A 4,915-nucleotide genomic window follows, 5' to 3' on the forward strand; every position below is an offset into this window, starting at 1 on the left:
CCTCGACCGCTCGACGCTCGAGATCAGAGGGACGGATCCGGACACCGGGGGGGCGCTCTACCGAGTGATCGGCGATGAGCACATAGAGGGCGACGTTGACCGAAAGACGAGGAGGTACATCCGCACCCGGGTTCCTCGCGAGCCGGGCAAGGGGCTCCACGTTCCGAAACAAGAGCTAAAAGGCGCTGATATGTTCCAGGTGGTCCAGATGCCATGGGATGCCTGCACCGACGCGGTACGCGACTTCATCCTCGCTAGTGAGTTCACCAACGTGGACTTCCTCGAAATGGGAGAAACGTTCTGACGGGCGCGTTGGCGGGCGAACCGCGTGCCATGCACGACTACACCGGTCGCGAACCGGAGCCAACGGAGACTAAGCTTCTGCCTGCAGTTGCGCAGACCACGCAGCCTGATGACGACCGTGCTCCTGGGTTGGGCGACAATCCTCGGCCGAGGGATCGCCGTTGACACGCCCGCGGCCGCGTTGCTATAATTCCCGCGCTTCAGGGCACGGATAGGCTGGATTCATAGGACGGGAGCAGTCGCGGAGACGCTGCCGCCGGGGCGGCCCTTCGCTGTCGAAGCAACGTGGAAGCAGCCAGCGGCCCCGAGCTGTACGGAACGGCGCGAACCGATGCGCCGCACCGCCACTCCGTTGCTTCGTCCGCATTGCTCCCGATGACGCAGGTCAGCACCAGCCGTGCAACGCCGCCGTCTGGAGCCGCGCGGAGCAGCCGCCGGCGGGAAGAGGCTGAGTTCCTGCACCCATCGGCACCGCGGGCTGACGGAGGTACTGGTTGCGGATTCTTGTCGCCGCAGCCGGGATGGGAGGGATCATGCTACGGGTAGCGGTCGTCGGATGCGGCCATTGGGGCCCCAACCTCGTACGCAATTTCTCGCAGCTGCCGGCGTCACGGGTCGCGGCGATCTGCGATCTCGACCCGGACAGCATCGAACGCGCGCTGCGGCTGGCGCCCGACGCGCGAACGACCACGAGTCACCGCGAACTGCTGGATCGCGATTCGATTGACGCGATAGCCATCGCGACCGCAGCCCCCACTCACTATGACATAGCGCGCGACAGCCTCCTCGCGGGCAAGCACGTCTTCGTCGAAAAACCGATGTGCCTGAACGCAGCCGAGGCGGGAGCGCTGGTCGAGCTTGCGCGGCAGCGACGCCGCGTGCTCATGGTCGGCCATCTGCTCAAATATCACCCGGCGATCGCATATCTCAAGGAATACGTCGAGTCGGGGCGCCTGGGAGAGCCGCTCTACTTCCACTCCCAGCGTCTCAACCTCGGGGAGGTGCGCCGCGATGAGAACGCGATGTGGTGCCTCGCGCCGCACGACATCGCTGTCGCGGGCTACTTGCTCGGGCGCGAGCCGACGACGGTTGCGGCGGTCGGCCAGAGCTACTTGCGCCGGCCGGTTCAGGACGTGGTCTTTCTCACCATGCATTACGGCGACGGCATGCTCGCCCACGTCCACGTGAGCTGGCTCGACCCGCACAAGATTCGCCGCATGACCATCGTCGGCAGCCGGCAGATGGCGGTGTTCGACGACATGGAGGCGAGCGAGAAGGTGCGGATCTACGACAAGGGGGTTGACTTCCCCAACGGCGACTACCACAGTCACGACGCCGCGCTGTCGCTGCGGGTGGGCGACATTTTCATCCCCAAGATCGAGACGATCGAGCCGCTGCGCGCTGAATGCCAGCACTTCGTGGATTGTGTCACGAACGGCGCGCACCCGCGCACCGACGGCGAGGAGGGAGTGCGCGTCGTGCGCGTGCTCGAGGCTGCGGAGCGCTCGCTCAGCACCGGTGGCCAGGTCGTGTCGGTCGAGGCGCCACCGATGGCCGCGCGCACCGGCGCGTTGCACGGAGACTAAACCTCGTGAGGATACTGTGTGTTGCGGGCAGTCGCGGCGAGCGCGCCAAGCTGTCGCCGGTCATCGCCCGGCTCGAACGCGACCAAGATCTCACCTGCACCTATGTTTCGCGTTCGGGAACAGTGCCGACATGGGATGCCGGTTCGCCGCCTCCACCGGCGCTGAGCCTGGAGGTCAATGACGCGACGCCGGTGCTGCGCGCCGGGGCGGTTGTGCGGTGGCTGGAGCCGCAGCTCGAAGAACTCCGGCCGGAGATCGTATTGATCTGCGGCAGCTCCGATGCGGCAGTCGGCGCAGCGCTTGCGGCATCATTCCCCGGCATCCCGCTCGCGCATCTCGACGCGGGCGTCGTCGCAGACTCCGGCCCGAACTCCCGCTTGCTCGACCAGGCGTCCACCTTCCTGATCGCCCCCCACATCGAGGCGGTGCAGCGACTCGCGCAGCGCGGGATGGAGGACGCGGCGTTCCTGTGCGGCGACACGCTCGCCGATGGGCTGCCTGCCGAAGCGGCGCCCGTTGCCGTCGACGCGGACGCCCCGTGCCTATGCTATCTCGGGGGAGCGGCGCTGGAATCCGCAGGGCTGCCAATCGTCCTTGCGGCTCTGATCGGGCTCGCAAAGCCGTTCCTCCTACCGGCAGGTCCACCGGCGAGGATCCGCCTCGGAGAGGCATTGCGGAAAGCCCAGGCGCACTCAGGTGAAGCGCCTTCGGGGGAAGCCGCACAAGGACCGGCCACGCAGCGCGTCGTCCTCCAGGACGCGATCCGCATCGTCGAGCCGATGGACTACGCAGCGATGCAAGCGGCGGTCGCTCGCGCGCCGGTGGTGATAACCGACAGCCCGACTCTCCAGCGGGAATGTTACTTCCACGGGACGGTGGCGGTCGGCCTGGCACCTGCGGGCTTCCCGGACGCGGAACGCAGCGGCTGGGTGCGGCCGGTGGCGATGGATGAAGAAGCCATTATGAAGGCCGCGCAAGCGCCTCCGCCGACGACCGCCCCGGAGGTCGAAGCACACCGCGGCGCCGGCGAACGGGCCGCCAGTTTCGTGACGGGACTATGAGCGCGCTGAAGATTGCAGTCATCGCCGCCGAGAGAGCCGGCTTCGTGAGAGCCGCCCCGCTGCTCGCCGAGCTGCGCCAACGCTCGGACTGCGAGGGCCAGTTCATCTTCGCCGGTGAGGAGTATGTGCCCCACGCCAACTCGGACCTGTTCCGCGACGTTGGGCTCCCATACGCTGACGTGATAATCGGCGCGTCGGAGGGGACGGCTGGGCAGCGACTGGCGAAGGTGATGGCGGGCTGTGAGAGGCTGTGCGGCAGCCGCGAGCTGGGCGCAGTCGTGCTGGTCGGTTCGTCCAACGTGATCCTCGGGTGTAGTGTGGCGTGCGCTCGCGCCGACTTCCCGGTCGCACACGCAGATGCCGGGCTGCGCGCGCCCGGCATCGCGGGTAGGACGAGCTTGGCGGCGCAGATAGACCGGTTGTCGAGCGCGCTCATGGCGGCGTCCGAGCAGGCGCACGATCAACTGCTCGATGAGGGCGCGCCGGAGGAGTCGGTGGTGCTCACCGGCAGCCTGGCGTGTGACGCTGTCGCTCGCTGCATCGAGCGGGCACGGGCCGAGGGCGTGGTCGCGGGCGCCGGTCTGGAAGCGAAGGGCTATGTGTTCGTCGTAGTGGAAACGCCGGAGAACATCGAGCATCTCGCGAATCTGCGCAAGCTCGTCAGTCTCCTCGCGATGGTGCAGGACCGCGTGCCGGTCGCGCTCAGTGTGCATCAGCGCCTCGTCAACCGGCTCGAAAGTTGGCAATGCGCCGAGACCATCGCCGATTTGCCCCGGCTGTCGAGCGTGGAGCCGTCGGGCTACGCGGCCTATCTTTGCCTACTCGATTCTGCGCGACTCGTGCTGACCGACGTCGGGGGCGTCCAGGACGAAGCGACGTTCCTCGGGGTGCCGTGCCTCACTCTAGCGAAATCCACCGACCGCGCGGCGACCGTGGCGCATGGCGGCAACTTCGTCGTCGGCCTCAATGCCGACCACGCACTGCAGGCTGTCGAGGCGGTGCTGGAGAATGATGACGTCGAACCCACGATGCCGAGCGGGTGGGATGGCCGGGCAAGCGAACGGATCGCGGACGCTTTGCTCGCGGCGGCGGAGCGAAAGGAAATGGCATGAGGCTACTGGTTACCGGCGGCGCCGGGTTTATCGGCAGCAACTTCATCCGCTATATCCTCAACCGCGGCCCCGACTGGGAAGTGGTCAACCTCGATAAGCTCACCTACGCCGGCAACCTGGACAACCTCGCCGACGTCGAAGCCGACCCGCGCTATACCTTCGTCAAGGGCGACATCTGCGACAACGAGACCGCTCGCCGCGCGGCTCAGGGATGCAGCGCCATCGTCAATTTCGCCGCCGAAAGCCACGTCGATCGCTCGATCAGCGATCCCAGCGGGTTCCTGCGCACTGATATTTTCGGCGTCTATGTCCTACTCGAAGTCGCGCGCGAACTCGGCATCCAACGCACGATTCAGATCAGCACCGACGAAGTGTACGGCGCCATCGAGCACGGAGCATTTACCGAAGAGGACCGGCTGCGACCGAGCAACCCGTATTCGGCGAGCAAAGCCGGTGGCGAGCTGCTCGCTCGTTCGTACTGGTATACCTACGGCACGCCGGTCATCGTGACGCGCGCGACGAATAACATCGGACCCAATCAGTACCCGGAGAAAATGGTGCCCCTGTTTATCACCAACGCGCTCGAGGACGAGCCGCTGCCGGTCTACGGCGACGGGCGTCAGATGCGCGATTGGATGCATGTCGAGGACCACTGCCGCGCGCTGCATCTCATTGTCGAACGCGGCGAACCGGGCGAGATCTACAACATCGGCGGCGCGCCTGTCGCAACGAACCTGGAGGTGGCCCGGGCGAACCACGAAAAGCACGGAAAGACCCCCGACATGATTCGGCCTGTCAAGGACCCCCCGGGCCCCGACCGCCGAAATGCCGGGGACACCTCCAACCGGAGGGC

The 4,915-nt window shown here is 66.6% G+C and carries 5 protein-coding genes; all 5 read left to right on the forward strand.

What is annotated here, in order from left to right; genetic code table 11:
- Window positions 1-304: hypothetical protein (locus JSV65_06640; protein UCH36025.1), on the forward strand; the 304-nt coding region annotated here is incomplete at its 5' end.
- Window positions 305-836: 532 nt separating this feature from the next.
- Window positions 837-1,889, forward strand: a complete 1,053-nt coding sequence (locus tag JSV65_06645; GenBank protein UCH36026.1) for a Gfo/Idh/MocA family oxidoreductase — start codon at window positions 837-839, stop codon at window positions 1,887-1,889.
- A 5-nt stretch (window positions 1,890-1,894) separates the two neighbouring features.
- A complete protein-coding gene (locus JSV65_06650; GenBank protein ID UCH36027.1) occupies window positions 1,895-2,950 on the forward strand; it encodes a UDP-N-acetylglucosamine 2-epimerase in 1,056 nt (351 codons plus the stop codon).
- Complete coding sequence (locus JSV65_06655) at window positions 2,947-4,062, forward strand: UDP-N-acetylglucosamine 2-epimerase (protein ID UCH36028.1); 1,116 nt, start codon at window positions 2,947-2,949, stop codon at window positions 4,060-4,062. Before JSV65_06650 ends, JSV65_06655 begins: the two co-directional genes overlap by 4 nt.
- A partial coding sequence (gene rfbB, locus JSV65_06660; GenBank protein UCH36029.1) for a dTDP-glucose 4,6-dehydratase occupies window positions 4,059-4,915 on the forward strand: 857 nt, incomplete at its 3' end. The genes JSV65_06655 and rfbB, both read left to right, overlap by 4 nt.

It is taken from the genome of Armatimonadota bacterium (assembly GCA_020354555.1).
Classification (GTDB): domain Bacteria; phylum Armatimonadota; class Hebobacteria.